21 protein-coding genes are annotated in these 16914 nt (G+C 51.2%); 3 read left to right on the top strand and 18 right to left on the bottom strand.

All coding sequences use genetic code 11. The annotated features are described in order from the left end of the window. Positions 1-63: 63 nt before the first annotated feature. The 3 genes from PsAD46_RS09135 to PsAD46_RS09125 form a co-directional block, all read right to left on the bottom strand. Positions 64-546: a GNAT family N-acetyltransferase gene (locus tag PsAD46_RS09135; RefSeq protein ID WP_063306632.1), complete on the bottom strand. Its 483-nt coding sequence runs from the start codon at positions 544-546 to the stop codon at positions 64-66. An 11-nt stretch (positions 547-557) separates the two neighbouring features. After that, positions 558-1055 (bottom strand): MarR family transcriptional regulator, encoded by a 498-nt coding sequence (locus PsAD46_RS09130; protein WP_063306631.1) that lies wholly within the window; start codon positions 1053-1055, stop codon positions 558-560. Between the two features lie 346 nt (positions 1056-1401). Then, the gene (locus PsAD46_RS09125; RefSeq protein ID WP_063292144.1) at positions 1402-2613 is read right to left on the bottom strand and encodes a serine hydrolase; all 1212 of its coding nucleotides are present in this window, start codon (positions 2611-2613) and stop codon (positions 1402-1404) included. A 333-nt stretch (positions 2614-2946) separates the two neighbouring features. Between PsAD46_RS09125 and PsAD46_RS09120 the strand changes: the two genes are divergently transcribed. After that, positions 2947-3372, top strand: coding sequence for a PACE efflux transporter (locus PsAD46_RS09120; RefSeq protein ID WP_082597067.1), 426 nt, complete (start codon positions 2947-2949; stop codon positions 3370-3372). Positions 3373-3466: 94 nt separating this feature from the next. On the opposite strand, the gene paaE is transcribed toward PsAD46_RS09120, so the two are convergent. From paaE to yacG, 8 genes are all read right to left on the bottom strand, one after another. Further along, positions 3467-4549: a 1,2-phenylacetyl-CoA epoxidase subunit PaaE gene (paaE, locus tag PsAD46_RS09115; protein ID WP_063301753.1), complete on the bottom strand. Its 1083-nt coding sequence runs from the start codon at positions 4547-4549 to the stop codon at positions 3467-3469. A 43-nt stretch (positions 4550-4592) separates the two neighbouring features. Further along, positions 4593-5102 carry a 1,2-phenylacetyl-CoA epoxidase subunit PaaD gene (gene paaD, locus PsAD46_RS09110; RefSeq protein WP_063306630.1) on the bottom strand — a complete coding sequence of 170 codons (510 nt, stop codon included), beginning with the start codon at positions 5100-5102 and terminating at the stop codon, positions 4593-4595. Positions 5103-5116: 14 nt separating this feature from the next. Further along, positions 5117-5875 (bottom strand): 1,2-phenylacetyl-CoA epoxidase subunit PaaC, encoded by a 759-nt coding sequence (paaC, locus tag PsAD46_RS09105; protein ID WP_063306629.1) that lies wholly within the window; start codon positions 5873-5875, stop codon positions 5117-5119. Between the two features lie 7 nt (positions 5876-5882). After that, complete coding sequence (paaB, locus tag PsAD46_RS09100; RefSeq protein WP_054664467.1) at positions 5883-6170, bottom strand: 1,2-phenylacetyl-CoA epoxidase subunit PaaB; 288 nt, start codon at positions 6168-6170, stop codon at positions 5883-5885. Positions 6171-6276: 106 nt separating this feature from the next. After that, entirely contained in the window at positions 6277-7260 is a 984-nt protein-coding gene (paaA, locus tag PsAD46_RS09095) for a 1,2-phenylacetyl-CoA epoxidase subunit PaaA (protein WP_063306628.1), read from the bottom strand. A 129-nt stretch (positions 7261-7389) separates the two neighbouring features. After that, positions 7390-8280 carry a PaaX family transcriptional regulator C-terminal domain-containing protein gene (locus tag PsAD46_RS09090; protein ID WP_153040716.1) on the bottom strand — a complete coding sequence of 297 codons (891 nt, stop codon included), beginning with the start codon at positions 8278-8280 and terminating at the stop codon, positions 7390-7392. A 158-nt stretch (positions 8281-8438) separates the two neighbouring features. Continuing rightward, positions 8439-10037: a 5'-nucleotidase C-terminal domain-containing protein gene (locus PsAD46_RS09085; protein ID WP_063306626.1), complete on the bottom strand. Its 1599-nt coding sequence runs from the start codon at positions 10035-10037 to the stop codon at positions 8439-8441. Between the two features lie 344 nt (positions 10038-10381). Further along, on the bottom strand, positions 10382-10579 hold the full coding sequence (yacG, locus tag PsAD46_RS09080; RefSeq protein WP_057464985.1) for a DNA gyrase inhibitor YacG: 198 nt from the start codon (positions 10577-10579) through the stop codon (positions 10382-10384). Here yacG and PsAD46_RS28110 point away from each other — a divergent pair. Further along, complete coding sequence (locus PsAD46_RS28110; RefSeq protein ID WP_193776929.1) at positions 10564-10962, top strand: hypothetical protein; 399 nt, start codon at positions 10564-10566, stop codon at positions 10960-10962. The two genes, yacG and PsAD46_RS28110, sit on opposite strands and share 16 nt — an antisense overlap. After that, positions 10962-11321, top strand: coding sequence for a hypothetical protein (locus tag PsAD46_RS09075; protein ID WP_057464984.1), 360 nt, complete (start codon positions 10962-10964; stop codon positions 11319-11321). The genes PsAD46_RS28110 and PsAD46_RS09075 overlap by 1 nt, the downstream gene beginning before the upstream one ends. Positions 11322-11332: 11 nt before the next feature. Here PsAD46_RS09075 and PsAD46_RS09070 read toward each other — a convergent pair whose 3' ends face one another. The 7 genes from PsAD46_RS09070 to murA all read right to left on the bottom strand — a co-directional run bounded on the left by PsAD46_RS09070 (position 11333) and on the right by murA (position 16776). After that, positions 11333-11968, bottom strand: a complete 636-nt coding sequence (locus tag PsAD46_RS09070) for a Maf family nucleotide pyrophosphatase (RefSeq protein WP_057464983.1) — start codon at positions 11966-11968, stop codon at positions 11333-11335. A 77-nt stretch (positions 11969-12045) separates the two neighbouring features. Further along, entirely contained in the window at positions 12046-12264 is a 219-nt protein-coding gene (gene infA / locus PsAD46_RS09065; RefSeq protein ID WP_008549604.1) for a translation initiation factor IF-1, read from the bottom strand. 172 nt (positions 12265-12436) lie between these two features. Further along, positions 12437-12868, bottom strand: a complete 432-nt coding sequence (locus PsAD46_RS09060) for a low molecular weight phosphatase family protein (RefSeq protein WP_208980475.1) — start codon at positions 12866-12868, stop codon at positions 12437-12439. Positions 12869-12870: 2 nt separating this feature from the next. Beyond that, positions 12871-13380, bottom strand: coding sequence for a UPF0262 family protein (locus tag PsAD46_RS09055; RefSeq protein ID WP_057464982.1), 510 nt, complete (start codon positions 13378-13380; stop codon positions 12871-12873). 31 nt (positions 13381-13411) lie between these two features. Next, entirely contained in the window at positions 13412-14707 is a 1296-nt protein-coding gene (hisD, locus tag PsAD46_RS09050; RefSeq protein ID WP_063306625.1) for a histidinol dehydrogenase, read from the bottom strand. Positions 14708-14833: 126 nt separating this feature from the next. Then, positions 14834-15280: a DUF2948 family protein gene (locus PsAD46_RS09045; protein ID WP_057464980.1), complete on the bottom strand. Its 447-nt coding sequence runs from the start codon at positions 15278-15280 to the stop codon at positions 14834-14836. 206 nt (positions 15281-15486) lie between these two features. Continuing rightward, on the bottom strand, positions 15487-16776 hold the full coding sequence (gene murA, locus PsAD46_RS09040) for a UDP-N-acetylglucosamine 1-carboxyvinyltransferase (protein WP_063302329.1): 1290 nt from the start codon (positions 16774-16776) through the stop codon (positions 15487-15489). Positions 16777-16914 lie beyond the last annotated feature (138 nt).

Here is a 16914-nt window from a genome sequence, read left to right as displayed (position 1 = left end):
GCAATCAAGAGCCAGTTGTGCTTTTCAACATGCTGCTGAAAAGACCCAGCCTCTGCCGGTTGCTCAAAGATCAAGCCGATACACAACCTGCTGCTCGCCAAACCGTTCAAGTTGCCGGGTTTGTTGCATGCCCAGCTTTTGTAGCAGGCGGATGGAGCGGGTGTTCTGGAGTTGGGTTTCAGCGAGAAGGGATGTCAGGTTTAGCTCCTGCATAGCAAATGGCAGGAAGGCTTTGAGGGCTTCCTCGGCATATCCCTGCCCCCAATATTCTGGCAGGAATTCGTAGGAGACTTCCATGTCGTCTCCTTGATGATAAGGAGCTAGACTGAGCAGGCCGAGGAACTCGTTGGTTCTGCTGGATCGCACTACAGCATGATACGCTGCTGTTTCAGCGACAACCCTTGCACATCGAGTTTCGATAGCTTCTGGGCTTTGCTTTCCTCCCAGAAACATTCTTGTTTGCTCATTGGCGAACAGTCGTCGGAGTGCGGTTTTATCTGAATGCGTTGGCTGGGAGAGTGAGCAACGTTTGGTGGCAAGATACATAGTCCCCTCCCCTACACCCCCAGCTTGACCACCACGTTGAGGAGGATATCGCGGAGGGATTGGACTTCTTCTTTGGTGAGGTTTTGATAGATGACGCGGCGGTCGCCGGCCATGACACTTTCCATGGCTTTTTCCACGGTGGTTTTGCCTTTGTTGGTCAGGCGTACGATCTTGCTGCGTTTGTCGGTATCGTGATCAATGCGCGTGACGAGGCCATCAAATTCCAGCTGCTTAAGGATCTTGGTCATGCCGCCTGAAGTCATCAGCAGAGCGCGGTACAAATCACTGGGGGACATTTCCCATGGCTCAGGACGGCCTCGCAGTGCCACCAGCACCTCAAAGGCGCCGTTGGTCAGGCCATAGACCTCCAGCTCTTTTGTGCAGTTCTGATCGAGGATTTCGCTGAACCGGTTCATACTCAGAAACAGCTCGGTTTCTACAGAGACAGCTTCTGGCCAGTTCTGGCGCATCTGTTCCAGGGCTTTGCCCATTGGGTAGGCTTTCGACATGAGATCCTCATCTGTCGGAGAGCAATAGAGCCTCATACCGACAAGCTATTCGATTCCGGGAAGTGTGCCGATACCGATCACATAGCAGAAAATTAAGTTGCATATTGACATGCGTCAAAATTGCTTCCACGGCAACTTTCTAAGTTATAAAATGTCATAGCTGTGAGGATTTCTCCGTCAGTCTGAGCAGTTTGTGAACGCCACAGGTCGGTCAACCCTGCAACCTCTGGCGGTCAGAGGTCATCGAGGGTGGGGCCGTAGGTTGTCGCTGTTTTCGGCGAAATTGCCTGGAACTTTAATCTTGCCCATATGCGCAGGTGCGTTTATTGCGATTGCATCAACCGCCTTATTCTCTTGCAGCAACAACCAATGATATTAGCTTTTCAAACTCGCGCCGAGCGATAAAGCGATGCTCGATGCAATATTCAGTTTCGCGGGCGGCGGGTTTGCGGCATGAGAGAATTAGCTGCATTATCGCCTCTTCTCCGGTCATTTTTTCACTAAGGGTCAGGGGTAAAAATCGCTTCAGGAACTCGGTGGTGTCTGACTGGTGGACGATGACCGTATTCCATTTTGGGATCACTATGAGTGCCTGATTTCCCAGCCCCCACGCCCAGAAAGTCCCCTCAGGCAAACCAGTTTCTTCTGCGGGTATCCACCACAGATATCCATGCCCGTTTCGCAGCCCGCCAAAGCCTGTTTCAGTGAAATCGGTCGTAATGAGGTCTATCCAGTTTTCAGCAAGAATGCGTTGTCCACCAGCAGCTCCGCGATTGAGGTAGAGACTACCAACTCTTGCCAGATCACGCGCAGACAATTTGAACATTGCTGCCCTATGTTCGGACTGCTGAGGATCAAACATATAAGACACGGCAGAGCGATCAAAGTCTTGCATCCCGACAGGTTGTGCGATCCCGATATCAAACAACTCTGCAATCCCGGAGCCTGTTGCCTTCTCAAAGACTGTCGTCAGCGCGTTATAGTCCCAGTTGTTGTAAGCCCAGATGGTACCCGGCTGGTTTTCTGCATACCCTAAACGCCTGTCTATATCCGCTTGCAGGCTACCTGATGCGGCTGCAGGGTGGTTAATACCTGAAACACTTCGCAGCAAATGGCGCACGGTTGTTTGTCGCTGCAACTGCGTTAGCGGAACCGGGGCATCATCAATGCCCAGTTCCAGCAGCGTCGCCTCAAGGCGCAGTTCGTTTGTATGCGAAGCCAGTTGCTGACCAACCAGAGCGCTCAGAAGCGATTTTCTTATCGAATGAACACTATAGGATTTTGAGAGATCACCGAATGCGCCAACCCTTTGACCATTGGTGACGATCATGAAGCTGTCAGTGCTCAAACCGGCAGCATAGTTAAAAACTGCGTCCAGCCTCTTTGGGTCCCAACTCAAATCTTCGATCTTAGCTGCGTCAAGTCGGGTTACGTTCAGGTTTCGGATGGGCCGTTCCTGACCTCCTGGTCCACGTTCTCCGGTCTCTATGAGATAAGTCAGTACGGATGCAGCAACCAGCACAACGGCGAGCGCAACTAGCAGATAACGGCGTTTCATAGGAAGCACACTCTCGAAAATTCACTCTTTGGAATTCATTAAAATCAATAGAGATTCGTTTCCAAATCAACCCAAAGTCAGCCACAGTCCGGGAAAATAGTAAACCAGGAATTTGCATTTGGATAGAACCGCAGAGCGGTGGCAGCTTTGAACTCTGCCGGACCGATCTCTAATATGACATTTCAATAGTCAGTACGAAACAGGATGACTCAGTGTGATCGCTTATCATTCACTGAGATCATCACAACTCTATCGGTTTTCTAAATTAAATCTTGCCAGAAAGCTAGTTTGAATATATCTATCCAGAAAGCTACTTAGATAGATAGGTGTGACATGAGAAGTTTCTGGGACAGAGTTCGACACTCCGTGCTGTTTGAAGGGATCGCCCTTTCCATCGTCGCGGTGTTTGGAAGCTGGATTACTGGCCATTCCATTTCAGAGATTGGTGTTCTTGGACTGGTCATGTCCCTGATCGCCATGGGCTGGAACTTTCTTTACAACTGGCTCTTCGACAAATGGTATGTGGCCAACCGTGGTACCAAGCCAAGGACTGTTGCCTTGCGTATTGTGCACGCCCTGTTGTTTGAAGGCGGGCTGCTTGGATTTGGCATTGTCGCAATCATGTGGCTTCTGCAGATGAATTTTGTTCAGGCATTGCTGCTTGATATCGGCTTTGCGATGTTCTTTCTGGTTTACGCCTTTGTCTACAACTGGGTTTACGATCTGGTATTCCCCGTTCCGGTCGCAAAAGCCGTTTGAACGTGTGGTGCTGACATAAGAACGCAAGAAAAGCCGGAATAACGCAAATTCCGACTTTTCCTTTCAAACCAACGCAAACTATCGTTTTGATAGATCAGATGTCGTCGTAATCGACTGTTACATCGTCTGTTTTCGGTCTGGACTGGCAAGTGAGCACGTAGCCTGCCTCAATCTCCCATGGTTCCAGCGAGTAGTTGACGGCCATGTCGACTTTACCGGAGACCACCTTGGCGCGGCAGGTGCAGCACATTCCGCCCTTACAGGAGAACGGTGCTTCTATGCCCAACCGCAGGGCACCATCAATGATGGTTTCACCCGGCTCCAGAGTGACGTCGTGGCGTGCACCATCAACGATCATGGAGACCTTGGCCTTATGGTCTACAGCGCTGGAATCCTTGGCTTTATGGGCTGCGTGCGGATCACCGCCATCAGCAGGCACAAAGAGCTCGTTATGGATGTGTTCCAGCGGAATGCCATGGCTTTGACAGGCTTGTTTGGCTGCCTCAATCATATCGCCCGGGCCACAAAGGAAGACGTGGTCGATGCTGTTCTCACCAACGGTCTTGGTGATGAATTCCTCAATCTTTTCAGATGTTAAACGACCATTGAAGAGGCTCAGCTCCTGCTCTTCACGAGACAGAACATGGTAGACACTCAAGCGATCGAGGAAGCGATCCTTCAGGTCATCCAGCTGATCCTTGAAGATCACGCTCTGGGAATTCTTATTGCCGTAGAACAGGAAGAAGTGGCTGTTCGGCTCGTCTTCCAGTACAGCCTGTACCATGGACATGATTGGCGTGATGCCGGACCCAGCTGCAAAAGCGGCGTAAACCCTTGCTTCTTCAGTGGTTCCTCTTGGCAGATTGAAGCGGCCCATCGGGGTCATCACATCAATCTCATTGCCAACAGAGACATGGTCCAGAGCGAAGCTTGAGAAGCGGCCACCCTCTACTTTCTTGATCGCAACGCGGATGTCATCATCCTTTGGAGACGAGCAAATGGAGTAGGATCGGCGGGTGTCTTCGCCATTAATAAATTCGCGCAGGGTGAGATACTGCCCTGGAATAAAAGAATAATCTGACTTCAGGTCCGCAGGAATTTCAAAGGCGATAGAGACAGCTTCCTCTGTTTCCTGATGGACTGACTTGATCTTCAATCTATGAAACCGTGGTGACATGGTTTCCTCCCTTACATCTGCCGGAGCCTTTCAGCCGAGCGGGTCAGATGCACTTGAAATAATCAAAAGGCTCAGAGCAATCGTTGCAGCGGTACAGCGCTTTGCAAGCGGTAGAGCCAAACTCGGAAATACGGCTGGTGTTGGCAGAGCTACACTTTGGGCAATGGACTTGCTCCTCACCAAACAAGGCCCGGCGCGAGGCCTTGCCGTTTGGAGGCGCAATGCCGTAAACCCTTAGCTTTTCACGCGCTTTTTCTGAGAGCCAATCGGTGGTCCAGGCTGGAGTGAGAACGGTTTTAACATCCACCCTCTCAAAACCAGCGGTGAGCAGAGCCGCTTCAATATCGAAAGTGAACATGCTCATGGCCGGGCAACCGGTGTAGGTTGGTGTGATGGTCACCTCTACAGAACCATCTGCCTGCACGTGCACATCGCGCAAGACACCAAGGTCCTCAATGGTGAGCACCGGCACCTCAGGATCGGGTACATCGCACACCGCATCCCAGGCCTTTTGATCCAGTTCAGATCTCAGAATTTTCGCTGCAACTGCCATGGGTTAGCTCCCGATCACCACTGGGCTTGTGGGAACGAGCGCTGCAGGTACTGCATTGGCGACAGGATATGCCCCAGATGCTCACTGTGCTCGCCCTTACGGCCACCTGTCTGCATCCAGCTTTCAGTTGGACGTTCCAGGTTGGCACGTACCAGAACCGTATTCACCGTCTCATCCCATAAGTGCTTGATAGACATGGGGTCTATAGCAACTTCTTTGGCAACTAATAATGATACAACTTCGTCACATTCAAACATCTCGCCGGTGTACATCCAGAGAAACTCCAACGCATCACTTATGCGATTGTGGCTCTCCTCGGTGCCGTCTCCCAGACGGATCACCCACTCAGCAGAATGGCGCAGATGGTAAGCTGCTTCTTTCTCTGCTTTCGCTGCCAGACCTGCCAACTGCTCATCTTTCGAGTTCATCATCGCTTCCCAGAACGGGTGCATAAACGCGGAAAAGAAGAACTGACGCATGATGGCATATGCGAAGTCATCATTGGGTTGTTCAACCAGTAGAAGATTGTTGAACTCACGCTCAACCCTATGGAAACACAGGGCATCTTCGTCGCGGCCTTTGCCTTCGATTTGCCCTGCATAGGTGTAGAGCTCGCGGGCGTGGCCGATGAGATCAAGTGCGATATTGGTGAGTGCGATGTCTTCTTCCAGATGAGAAGCGTGACCACACCATTCGCCCAGTCGCTGGCTCAGAATTGCAGAGTCATCAGCCAGCCGCATGCAATATGTAAATAGTGCCGTATCTGTCATCATGGCCTCCTTACATATTCGCGACTTCATCAGGCAACTCATAGAACGTCGGATGACGGTAGATCTTTGAGGCTGTTGGCTCAAACATCTCGCCCTTCTCGTCCGGATCGTTCGCTATGATTGCTGCTGATGGGACAACCCAGATAGACAGCCCTTCTCCGCGGCGTGTGTAAACGTCTCGCGCTGCCTGCAGAGCCATCTCCGCGTCAGCTGCATGGACAGAACCTGCATGCCTATGAGACATGCCATTGCGCGCTCTGATGAATACTTCCCAAAGTGGTGTTGCTTGTTCGCTCATCTGATCCCTCCCATTAGCAGTTTTGCTCTGTTGCCGCAAAACTGCTATGTCTGTTTCCTGTCGCATATTCTTGTCCGAAAACCGGTTTCCACTTTTCGGGAATATGCTAAGCAGCTGATTTCTTTGCGGCTTGCTTTGCAGCGTACGCCTGCGCTGCCTCGCGCACCCAGGCACCGTCCTCATGTGCCTTGATGCGGTCTTTCATCCGCTGCTTGTTGCAGATGCCATTGCCTTGAATGGTGTTGTAAAACTCGTCCCAGTCCGGCTCACCATGCTCCCAGTGCCCCGTTTCCTCATTAAGTTTGAGGTCAGGATCCGGCAGAGAAATGCCAAGAACCTTTGCCTGAGGTACTGTGGCATCGACGAACTTTTGACGAAGCTCATCGTTGGTAAAGCGCTTGATCTTCCACTTCATGTTGGCGGCTGAGTGCTTACTGTCCTTGTCAGAGGGACCAAACATCATCAATGCAGGCCACCAGAGGCGATTGACGGCGTCCTGAACCATCTCCTGCTGCTCTGCCGTGCCCTTCATCATTGCAACGAGAAGATCATAGCCCTGACGCTGATGGAAGCTTTCTTCCTTACAAATGCGGATCATTGCGCGGGAATATGGCCCGAAAGAACAGCGACATAGCGGGATCTGGTTCATGATCGCGGCACCATCAACCAACCAGCCAACGGCACCAACATCCGCCCAGTTGAGCGTTGGGTAGTTGAAGATGGAAGAGTATTTGGCTTTGCCGGTCAGCAATTGATCCACCAGTTCCTCGCGGGAAACACCCAGGGTTTCTGCGGCGGAATAGAGGTAGAGGCCGTGACCACCTTCGTCCTGAATCTTGGCAAGCAAGATGGCTTTGCGCTTCAAAGACGGAGCCCGCGTTACCCAGTTGCCTTCCGGCAACATGCCGACCACTTCTGAATGCGCATGCTGAGAGATCTGCCGAACCAGCGTCTTGCGATAGGCTGCTGGCATCCAGTCGTTGGGCTCAATCTTCTCTTCACGATCAATGCGAGTTTGAAAAGCTGCAAGCTTCTCTTCGTCCTCAACACCAGCCTCAACAGCCGGGTTGTTCAATGCTTGCGTGTACATAGGTCACGTCCCTCCCAAGAGCACACCGATGTTCGTTTGCGCTTCAATATGTCACAGAATATCATTCTCACAAGTATTTTGCGTAACATTTAGGGATGCATTTTAGGAGAATTCTAAATTCGCTAATGATTACAAAGGCTGGAACCGTTCAAAAAAAGCAGGCTCAGGGGGTGGCAAAGCGCCTGCTGTTGTCCTTGCGTTAGAATCAAGCCAGATCTCACCATGATCTCTCAGGGTGTTGTAGATGCCTGCTGCAAGTTCTCGTGCAACACTGCCCGCCCACTTTTCTGGCAGGGCTTGCAGAGGCAATTCAGGATCTCTGAGAACCAGTCGCCGGAGGTCATGGATCAGAATGACGCGGATGATCAAAGCCGTTTCTGGCGCAATCGGAGCATGGCCCTCGCACTCAAGAAGCGCCTGCAAGTCACTGTAGGTCTCAATGAACTCACGATAACCCTGTTGCAGACCCTCCAGATTCCAGGCTTGCCGGGCCAGCTGCACGGCTTTTTCAGGCGGTGCCATAGATTGCATAAAAACAATTTTGTCGGAGGACCTGGGCAGTTGCTGGCCGATGTCTGGTTTGATCAACACGTTCGGCGCAAGTATGCCAAAGCCCTGATCTGTCAGATATTCCCGGCGCTCAGAGCGCCCCTCGCCCTCACTCAAAATTGCAGTGATCCAATTGGCATCTCCGCGAGCAGGACCGCGGGCATAAATGCGCGGTGTTGCCTGATCAAAGGCCTCACAGCCCATTTTGGTAAGGCGATAAAACGAGTTACGGCCAATACGCGTGCGCTCCAGCCAGCCATCAGAAGCAAGGCGCGACATTGCTGTGCGAACCACGCCGGAATTCACACCGATCATCTGCATGATCTCGGTGATGTTGCCCATCCAGAGTTCACCACCGCGTGGCGCAACGCAGTCTCCAAAAATCGAGATGATCATGGACCAAGAGCGGATTGGTTTTTGCGCGTGAAAGCGATTAATGAGCCGTTGTTGTTCCGTTTCAAGAATGCTCACGTTCACCCGCCTTTTGAGGTTCAGAAGCTGCATATTTGTAAGGGGTCAATGCGCTTTCGTGCAAGCCTCTGTTTGAAAAGAGCAATAATGAGCAAGGTAAAGAAAAAAGCCGGAGGCGATGGCCTCCGGCTTCAATTCATCTGCTCAATAAGGCCAGCTTACTTTGCGGTTGCGTCTGTAATGCGACCAGCTAGTCTAGGCTCATAAGCATCGCCCTGCGCTTTCAGGAAGTCAGCAAGTACGAACTCAAGGCCCGGGCCGTAGTCGTATGCGTTTTTACCTTCTGTGGCGAAGATCTTGTAGCCGTCACCACCGTTTCGAACGTAGTTGTTTGTTGCAAGCTTGTAGACTTTGTCTGCTTCAATTGCAGAACCGTCTTCCAAGGTTACTTCAACAACACGCTCGCCAGCAGGTTTAGATGCATCGAAGGTGTACTTCAGACCAGCAACCTGTGGGAAGCGTCCGCCGCCTTCTTCAACTTTGGACAGACCGTTTTCCAGCGCGTCTTTGATGAACTTACCCTGAAGTTCGAAGGTCGCCAGAGTGTTCTGGAAAGGAAGAACTGCCAGAGCTTCGCCCATGGTTACTTCGCCAGCGTCGATAGAAGCACGCAGGCCACCACCGTTGGTGATTGCGATTTCAACGCCTTTGTCTTTGGTTGCTGCAAGCATAGCGTCAGCTACGAGAACACCCATTTCACACTCACGCGCGCGGCAAGACTTGCGGTCACCATCTACTGGTGCTGCAGTTGCGCCGATAACTTCGGTGCGAATTTCGTCAAGCGGACCAGCAAGTTCTGCGATACGTGCTTTGGTTACTTCGTTTTCAGCAACCTTCGCGTCCATGATGATTGGCTCGCCAACAGCTTCGATTACGTTGCCGTTGTCGTCAAACTTCACGTTCAGCTCACCAAGGAATTTGCCGTAAGCGTATGCAGATACGATCGCAGCTTTCTTACCGTTTGGAGCTTCAACCCAAGTTGGGTATGGGCCTTCAGCACGGTCAGACGTGTTGGACAGATACGTGTTGGTGTGACCGCCAACAATCACATCGATACCGTCTACAGCAGCAGCGATTTTCTTATCAACGTCGTAACCGGAGTGAGACAGAACGATGATCTTGTTCACACCCTGAGCCTGAAGCTCAGCAACGTGTTTGTTAGCTGCTTCGATTGGGTCGTAGAACGTAACATGATCGCCAGGGCTGGACAGCTCATGAGTGTCATCTGGCGTCAGGCCGATGAAACCGATTTTTTCGCCGTCACGCTCAACGATGGAGGTAGGCTTCAGAACGCCGATCAGCTTGCCTTCTTTGGAGAAGTCAGCGTTTGCAAGAAGAACCGGGAAGTTCACGATGTCCATGAAGCCACGCAGAACTTCTGGACCATCATCAAACTCATGGTTGCCGACGGTCATTGCGTCGTAACCAAGAGTGTTCATGAACTCAGCAGCAGCCTTACCTTTGTAGTAAGTGTAGAACAGAGAACCCTGGAACTGGTCACCACCATCCACGAGGATAGAGTTTTTAGCAGCCGCACGGCGCTCTTTGATTGCTGTTTCCAAACGGGCAGTGCCACCCAAACACTTGCCTTTTGCATCATCCTTTGCGGAACAATTCGAGTCGTACTTGTTGATTGGCTCAATGCGGGAATGGAAATCATTCGTATGCAAAATGGTCAGATCAAATTCTGCCATAGCCGGCGCGGAAACGCCAAAAGACAACAAAAGCGCAGTTGCGCCCAAGAGATGCTTTTTCATAGGTCTTGCCTTTATTCAATTGCCCCAAGCAATTTAACGAGACGGCTACGCGAGAATCTCTATATCCGCGCAAACCTCCCAAGAACACGCTCGGTACAATTGCCCATAACTGTGACAGGCACAAGACTAAAGGAGATATATTTCGCCATCTAACTGAAAAAAAATTCAGAGCCTGACTTTTTAATCGCGAGCCTTATTAGTACCTATTACAAGGGGTAGGATTGTTGAGAATCCTTATAATATATCAACTTGTTGGCTCAATAAATCAGAGGTAGAAAACACCCAAATTTGGTAAAATTTATCGAAAAAACCCTTAGATTCTCGAAATATTTATCCCCAAATGCTCAGTGCAGAATACGTGAATTTTCTAGGTCAGTGATATCAGATTCAGAGAACTCTTCCTCAACCGCGGGTACGGAATAATGACCACTCAACCACTTGTTGAGATCCACCTGTTTACACCTGTCTGAGCAAAACGGCTTTGTTGCCTCTTGCGCTGGTTTCTCGCAGATCGGGCATTTTACTGATGGCTTCTTCATCATCTCTCTCAACTGCTAGTTTTGATCTTCGCAGATATGGCTGTTCACCTATCCGGCTCAGCAGAGCATCTGCCAGTGCCTCTAGCCAGAAATCTACAGGACATCAAGAGATAAAATCAGATCATTTTGATGGTTTTGTTGAATTTGGAGTAACGGCGCGTCAGCCACCCCTTCACAACTGCAAATTATCTCCTAAATTTAAGGCGTTAAACAGTTTAGCTGCAAACAACTTTGCAGCAATTAGAGTTCAGACTAAGATTAGCCATAGGCAGGCACTTTTAAACATGCGCGTATCCTTATCCGAACACCTGAACCACGTTTCAGGGATACACAATAAGTTCTGTATTGATTTGAAAGTATCTCGCGAACACCGGGGAAGCGTATAATGAACAATGAAGTTTCTTGGATCCTGACAGCGCACCTGGCCACCGCAGAACCAAAAGTCTTTGAAGGACTAATGGTGGAGATGGTGAAAGCAGTCCAGCAAATGCAGGGTGATACCACAGCTTATGTCTGGTACCTGAGCGAAGACGGGCAATCCTGCGAGATTTTTACGAGCTTCAAGGACAGCAACTCAGCAATGTTGCACCTGACGTGGTTCTCCAACACCTATGCCAAGCAGTTTATGGACACATTGCACCCAACAGGCATGACAGTTTATGGCAAACCAACTCAGGAGCTGCGCAATGCACTTGCGAGCTTGTCACCACGATATGTACAAACTGTGGGTGGGTTTGCGCGTTAGCCTTCTCCTGCCTATGCAGCAGGTACAGCGTCTTCGTCCCATGTTTTTTGAGTTGGATAGCCAGCTGACTGTAAGAGGCTTGCGGTCTCCAGCAGAGGCAAACCGACAACGCTTGGGTAAGATCCAATCACACGCGCAATAAACGCGCCAGCAAGGCCCTGAATAGCGTAGCCGCCTGCTTTACCACGCCACTCCCCTGAGGCGAGGTACTTTTCTGTGTCATGAGAAGACAGACGACGGAAACGTACGCGGGTTTCAACCAGTTTTGTGCGAACCACGCCATCAGGCATATTCACGCAAACGCCGGTGTAAACCTTGTGCATGCGACCGGAAAGCAGTTGAAGGCAGACGCTGGCCTGCTCCTTACTCTCGGCCTTTGGCAGGATGCGGCGTCCTACTGCAACAACTGTGTCAGACCCCAGGATGATGGAATGCGCTTTTTCGTCATCCCGGTCGATCAGAACACGTGCAGCGGCTGCTTTGCCGCGTGCAAGTCTTTGAGCCAGCGCGCGCGGGCTTTCCCCACGCACAGGCGTCTCATCAATGTCTGCAGGCAGGAGGAATTCCGGTTCTATACCAATCTGCTGAAGCAACGCCAGACGACGTGGTGACCCGGAGGCCAATACTAACGGCAGTTCTTTGGTCATATGCCAGTTCCCCGATGAATTACAGACCAGAGCTCAACTAAGGCAGGCTCATCATGAACCCGCGCTCAGTGGATCGCTTATTTGTAGCGATAGGTGATACGACCCTTTGTCAGGTCATATGGTGTCATTTCCACGAGCACTTTATCGCCAGCCAGAACGCGAATACGGTTTTTACGCATACGACCAGCAGTGTGAGCGATAATTTCGTGATCGTTTTCAAGTTTCACACGAAAAGTCGCATTAGGAAGGAGTTCGACGACGACGCCTGGAAACTCCAGCATTTCTTCTTTAGCCATTAGGATTCCTGATTAGTTAAATGGAATTTTCGCGGAACCTACCGGATAACTCGCCAAAAGTGAACAGGCTACCTCCATTTCTTGGAGGGCAGTTTGACGAGTTTTACCGCTTATTCCTTGTTTTGGGGTGGAAAACACATGCAAAGGCCACGCGTAGAGTATTTTCAGCAGCTTATTGCATACGTTGTTCTATCTTTCTCTTAAGCGTATCACGCACCGCTCTGTACGCATCCATGATCTGTGAACGGCTTCCTGTTGCCACTGTCGGGTCAATCGTCGGCCAGTACTCAACATCAACGTGCTGTGCGCGTGTCAGCTCCAATGCCATGTGGTGAGCCTCCGGAGCAAGCGTAACAATGAGGTCGAACCCGTCTTCGGCCAGATCCTCGAAGGTTTTTGGATGGTGATTGCTCAGGTCCATCCCAAGCTCATCCATAACAGAGTCGACAAACGGATCACGTTCGCCTGCAAAGACGCCACAGGAGCGCGTATAGACCTGTTTGGGGTAGAGCAGTTGGGTCAAGCCCTCTGCCATCGGAGAGCGTACGGCGTTCATTCTGCAGATAAACAGGATGGAACTTGGCCGTGACATAAACTCGGCCATACTTACCCCCGGTGCTGCAAGGCGCAAATGAGCGTAAACAGTCGTCGGGCGGTTTGATGGTCGATGGTGATTTTCCCTTTCAGGCGCTCTTCCAATATGCAGGCGCCGTCGTCGTGTAGTCCACGACGCCCCATATCGATTGCTTCGATCTGTTTTGGTGAGGCACTGCGAATTGCATCGTAGTAGCTCTCACAGATCATGAAGTAGTCTTTAATGATCTTCCTGAAAGGGGTGAGCGAGAGGATGTGGGTTGCGATTTCGCTGCCCATTTCATCCCGAACTCCCAGCACAAGCTTACGCTTGATCATAGCCAGGTCCAATCGGTACGGGCCCTGATCGGGCCCGACCGGAGAAAACATGTTTTCCTCTACCAGATCAAAGATCGCAATTTTTCGCTCCCGCTCGACGTCCTTGTCGGCGCGCACAATAGAATCCGGATCAAGGACCACCTCAAAAAGGCGTTCTATTCCTTGTTGTCTCTGTTCTTCGTTTACAGGGACTTCCTTATTCATCAAGCGATCTTTTCCGTCCTGGATCAATTAACTAGTGGTTTAAGCGAATAGAGACTGAACGTCCATGCGCCTGCAGACCTTCCACTTCTGCCAGTGTGACGGCAGCAGGGCCGATTTGTGCGAGATTTTCCGGGTTACAGCGCAGAAGCGAAGTTCTCTTTACGAACTCCAGCGTAGACAGACCAGAGGAGAAGCGCGCCGAGCGAGCCGTCGGCAGCACATGGTTTGAACCGCCGACATAATCGCCGATCGCTTCTGGTGTGTAACGTCCAACAAAAACTGCGCCAGCATTTCTCATTTTTGGCAGCAGTGCATCAGGGTCCTCAACACACAGCTCAAGATGTTCTGGTGCAAAACGGTTGGAGAGCACCATTGCATCGTCTAAATTGTCAACGGTGATGATCGCTCCGAAATCATTCCAGCTCTGACGTGCGACGTCTGCGCGTGGCAGCGTGGTGAGCTGACGCTCCACGGCCTCTTCTACAGCCGCTGCCAGTTCTTCGCTGTCCGTGATGAGAATGGACTGCGCAACCGGATCATGCTCTGCCTGAGAGAGCAGATCGACGGCAACCCAGTCCGGGTTGTTATCTTTGTCAGCCACGACGAGGATTTCGGATGGGCCAGCGATCATATCGATGCCGACAGTTCCGAATACGCGGCGCTTTGCTGCTGAAACATAGGCATTGCCCGGACCAACAATCTTGGAGACCGGTGTAATTGCTTCTGTGCCATATGCCAGCGCCCCAACAGCCTGAGCGCCGCCTACGCGGTAGATCTCTGAAACACCAGACATCTTAGCTGCTGCCAACACGAGTGGGTTGAGCACGTCATCAGGGCTTGGAACCACCATTACGATGCGCTCAACGCCAGCAACCTTTGCAGGCACGACATTCATCAGCACAGAGGATGGATAGCTGGCAAGACCGCCAGGGACATACACACCAACAGCTTCCACAGCAGTCCAGATGGCGCCTAGCTCTACGCCGATGGCATCTTTGTAGGTGTAGCTTTCGGGCAGCTGCTTTTGATGGTGGGAACGAATACGATCGTGGGCAAGCTGCAAGGCTTCCAGTGTTTCAGCAGGGATTTGAGCAACAGCTACCTCTATCTCCGCTTCAGTTACTTTCAGCTCGTCCATAGATTTGGCCGACATGCGGTCAAATTTGTTGGTGTATTCGAGCACAGCTGCATCACCGCGCATTTCGACATCCCGCAGAATGTCGCGCACGATATGATCCACATCCTCTGAAGTTTCCCGCTTGCTTCCAAGCAGGGCACGAATTTCTTCTTCGAAACCTTCAGACTTTGAGGAGAGCTTAATCGCCACGTTATCGTTCCCAATTTACTATAATTCCCGGGACTGTTCTTCCCGAGATGATGTCAGAATTTTCGAAATGCAGTCCAAGCCTTCAGGTTGTGCCGGGATTTTACGAAACTATCCCGCGCTTTCCAACTAGCCTTCTAGATCATGTTCAGGTCTGCTTTCAGTTTCCCAAACGGAGCCCAGATCTGCCAGTTGCGCTTCGATGCACTCGATATTTGCTGCAATAGCAGCCCCACCGGAAAACTCAAGCTTCAACTGACCAGCCGGTGCATTTGTCTCTTCAAACAGCACACAGAGCAAAGACAGGACCATGTCTTTGTTTGTCTGGTTGATTTTCTGAGCTTTGACCGCATCCACCCGCGACACAGAAAGAACGGACCGTGCCCGCATTCTTCGTTTCTGGTTGTTTTCGTCTGTTTCCCAAAGGTATCGATTCATTGTCAGCACCAGGCGGCGCTCGGCAGGTAAGTACTTGATATCTGCGAGTTTCAGAACACTGTCCTGCACCATGGAAGAGATGATCTGCAAATCTTCCTGATCCAGCGCCATCAGCTTCATTGGTTTTACCTGTTCCATATTAATCCCTTGCAGATTTCCCTAGCCTCACGCACCGTATATAGCGCGAGACATCCTTACTATTACAACAATTTACAGAAAAACATCTATGAATGAATGCAGCAGATTTCAAGCATGAAGCTCTGATCCAGTTTCTTTGAGAATATCTCCATGAAAAAACCCGGACTGAAAAACAGACCGGGTTCAAATCATTTGCTTCGTTTTCGTTAGGCCGAGATACGCTCGATCACCGCACCGCAGCGAGACAGCTTCTCTTCCAGCCGCTCAAAGCCGCGATCAAGGTGATAGACACGGCTGACCGTCGTTTCACCTTCCGCCGCCAAACCAGCGATGACGAGGGAAACAGATGCACGAAGGTCTGTTGCCATGACCTGAGCACCGCGCAGGGTTTCAACGCCCTCAACAGAAGCCACCTGCCCGTCCAGTGTGATCTTGGCGCCAAGGCGTGCCAGCTCCTGAACGTGCATGAAACGGTTTTCGAAGATGTTCTCAGTGATCTTGCTCACACCCTTGGAGCGGGTCATGAGTGCCATGAACTGCGCCTGCAAATCTGTTGGGAATCCCGGGAACGGCTCAGTGGAAACGTCTACCGGGCTGATACCAGCACCGTTGCGCTTAATTTTGAGACCCATATTGGTTTCAGTGATTTCTGTTCCGGTCTGACGAAGGACATCCAGTGCCCCTTCGAGAAGATCGCCGCGTGCGCCTTCCAGAGTGACTTCACCACCCGTCATTGCCACTGCCATGGCATAGGTCCCGGTTTCGATACGGTCAGGAATAACCGGATGGCGATGTGCGCCCAGGCTATCTACACCCTGAATATGGATTGTGTCGGTGCCAGCACCTTCAATCTTTGCACCCATGCCAATCAGGCAGTTTGCGAGATCAGTGACTTCTGGTTCCTGAGCAGCGTTTTCGATTACGCTCTCGCCCTTGGCCAGTGTCGCAGCCATCATGACTGTGTGTGTTGCTCCCACGGAGATTTTCGGGAAGACGACCCGGCCACCCTTCAGGCCGCCCTTGGCATCTGCCTGAACATAGCCGCGATCCATCTCGATATCAGCACCGAGTGCTTTCAGTCCGTCGATGAAGAAGTCGACCGGACGCGTCCCGATTGCGCACCCCCCTGGCAGAGACACACGGGCTGTATGCATACGTGCGAGTAACGGACCGATCACCCAGAAGCTTGCACGCATCTTGGACACCAGCTCATATGGAGCTGTTGTGTCGACAATGTTGCTGGCATTCAGATGAATGGTCTGGCCAGTCATTGTATCTTGACCTGCCCGTTTGCCGTCGACCGAATAATCTACACCGTGATTGGAAAGAATCTGAGTGAGAAGTGCGACATCACGCAAGCGGGGCACATTCTCAAGGGTCAACGTATCTTCGCAGAGCAGTGACGCGATCATCAAAGGCAGCGCAGCATTCTTCGCGCCTGAGATCGGAATAACACCATTAAGCTGATTGCCACCAACAATACGAATTTTGTCCATACTTCTATAACCCCAATAAAGCCCGCGGCGGGAAACACAAATTTGAAGAAGAATTGATCGTGTCCACTAACATCAGGGCTGTGGCATAAGCAAGGCAGCGCTTCTGCCTAGTTTCTTCCCCAACGGTTTTCCCCAATA

This window comes from Pseudovibrio sp. Ad46 (assembly GCF_001623065.1).
Classification (GTDB): Bacteria; Pseudomonadota; Alphaproteobacteria; order Rhizobiales; family Stappiaceae; genus Pseudovibrio.
Note: the sequence above shows the minus strand (reverse complement) of the source record. Positions and strands in the feature narration are given on the sequence as shown.

Coding starts and splice junctions, on each gene's coding strand:
- PsAD46_RS09055 (WP_057464982.1), bottom strand. CDS start 13,380: ATGAATAAGGAAGTCCCTGTAAACGAAGAACAGAGACAACAAGGAATA.
- PsAD46_RS09075 (WP_057464984.1), top strand. CDS start 10,962: ATGAACAATGAAGTTTCTTGGATCCTGACAGCGCACCTGGCCACCGCA.
- PsAD46_RS09120 (WP_082597067.1), top strand. CDS start 2,947: ATGAGAAGTTTCTGGGACAGAGTTCGACACTCCGTGCTGTTTGAAGGG.
- yacG (WP_057464985.1), bottom strand. CDS start 10,579: ATGATGAAGAAGCCATCAGTAAAATGCCCGATCTGCGAGAAACCAGCG.
- infA (WP_008549604.1), bottom strand. CDS start 12,264: ATGGCTAAAGAAGAAATGCTGGAGTTTCCAGGCGTCGTCGTCGAACTC.
- PsAD46_RS09070 (WP_057464983.1), bottom strand. CDS start 11,968: ATGACCAAAGAACTGCCGTTAGTATTGGCCTCCGGGTCACCACGTCGT.
- paaD (WP_063306630.1), bottom strand. CDS start 5,102: ATGGCAGTTGCAGCGAAAATTCTGAGATCTGAACTGGATCAAAAGGCC.
- murA (WP_063302329.1), bottom strand. CDS start 16,776: ATGGACAAAATTCGTATTGTTGGTGGCAATCAGCTTAATGGTGTTATT.
- paaC (WP_063306629.1), bottom strand. CDS start 5,875: ATGATGACAGATACGGCACTATTTACATATTGCATGCGGCTGGCTGAT.
- paaA (WP_063306628.1), bottom strand. CDS start 7,260: ATGTACACGCAAGCATTGAACAACCCGGCTGTTGAGGCTGGTGTTGAG.
- PsAD46_RS28110 (WP_193776929.1), top strand. CDS start 10,564: ATGGCTTCTTCATCATCTCTCTCAACTGCTAGTTTTGATCTTCGCAGA.
- PsAD46_RS09135 (WP_063306632.1), bottom strand. CDS start 546: ATGTATCTTGCCACCAAACGTTGCTCACTCTCCCAGCCAACGCATTCA.
- PsAD46_RS09125 (WP_063292144.1), bottom strand. CDS start 2,613: ATGAAACGCCGTTATCTGCTAGTTGCGCTCGCCGTTGTGCTGGTTGCT.
- paaB (WP_054664467.1), bottom strand. CDS start 6,170: ATGAGCGAACAAGCAACACCACTTTGGGAAGTATTCATCAGAGCGCGC.
- PsAD46_RS09045 (WP_057464980.1), bottom strand. CDS start 15,280: ATGGAACAGGTAAAACCAATGAAGCTGATGGCGCTGGATCAGGAAGAT.
- paaE (WP_063301753.1), bottom strand. CDS start 4,549: ATGTCACCACGGTTTCATAGATTGAAGATCAAGTCAGTCCATCAGGAA.
- PsAD46_RS09130 (WP_063306631.1), bottom strand. CDS start 1,055: ATGTCGAAAGCCTACCCAATGGGCAAAGCCCTGGAACAGATGCGCCAG.
- PsAD46_RS09085 (WP_063306626.1), bottom strand. CDS start 10,037: ATGAAAAAGCATCTCTTGGGCGCAACTGCGCTTTTGTTGTCTTTTGGC.
- PsAD46_RS09060 (WP_208980475.1), bottom strand. CDS start 12,868: ATGGCCGAGTTTATGTCACGGCCAAGTTCCATCCTGTTTATCTGCAGA.